Source organism: Bartonella sp. MR100HLJHH (genome assembly GCF_042194215.1).
In the GTDB taxonomy this organism is placed as follows: Bacteria; Pseudomonadota; Alphaproteobacteria; order Rhizobiales; family Rhizobiaceae; genus Bartonella; species Bartonella grahamii.
In genome coordinates this window covers 1-587 of the sequence record NZ_JBHIMR010000110.1, presented here as the reverse complement: position 1 = coordinate 587, position 587 = coordinate 1, and the positions used below count along the sequence as shown (strand labels likewise).

Here is a 587-nt window from a genome sequence, read left to right as displayed (position 1 = left end):
AATTAAAGAAGTTAAAGCAATAAAACCACTTGGAAAAGTCTCTAGAGATTGAGTCACAAAGTCAAACAGCGTGGAGTGTTGGAACTTTGCTAACATCTGTTTCACGTTCAGCATGCCACGCATCATAATTCGCTTGCATACGTAACCATATGGCAGCTCCATTCCCAAACATTTTGCCAAGACAAGCCGAAAGAGAAGGAGATATAGGCTTTTCGGCATTTAGAATATCATAGAGATGTTGGCGTGATATACCAAGCATCTGTGCGATTTCTGTATTCGTTTTGCCAGTTTCAGGAATAATTTCTGCCAAAACTTCTCCTGGATGAGTAGGACAACGGTTTTTATCTCTTTGTGCAGGAATGTCATTCATAACTATATCCTTTCTTAATAAAGTGAATACGAAGTTTAAATTCTATTGCCATCTTGCTCTCCAAATCAATGAAGAGACCATAACAAGAAACAACAGACGATCATAAGACTGACACTGTCACTCAAAAAGCCCTTTAAAAGGGCTTTGAAAGAGTGATAAAAGGACTTAAAAATCATACAAGCTCGCTTATACAACAGCTATCCATTTGACTTGCGCT

The 587-nt window shown here is 38.2% G+C and carries 1 protein-coding gene; it reads right to left on the bottom strand.

Annotated elements, in window-relative coordinates:
- Window positions 1-61: 61 nt before the first annotated feature.
- Window positions 62-370 carry a HigA family addiction module antitoxin gene (locus ACFIJ7_RS09800; RefSeq protein WP_375627594.1) on the bottom strand — a complete coding sequence of 103 codons (309 nt, stop codon included), beginning with the start codon at window positions 368-370 and terminating at the stop codon, window positions 62-64.
- Window positions 371-587: the final 217 nt, after the last annotated feature.

Coding starts and splice junctions, on each gene's coding strand:
- ACFIJ7_RS09800 (WP_375627594.1), bottom strand. CDS start 370: ATGAATGACATTCCTGCACAAAGAGATAAAAACCGTTGTCCTACTCAT.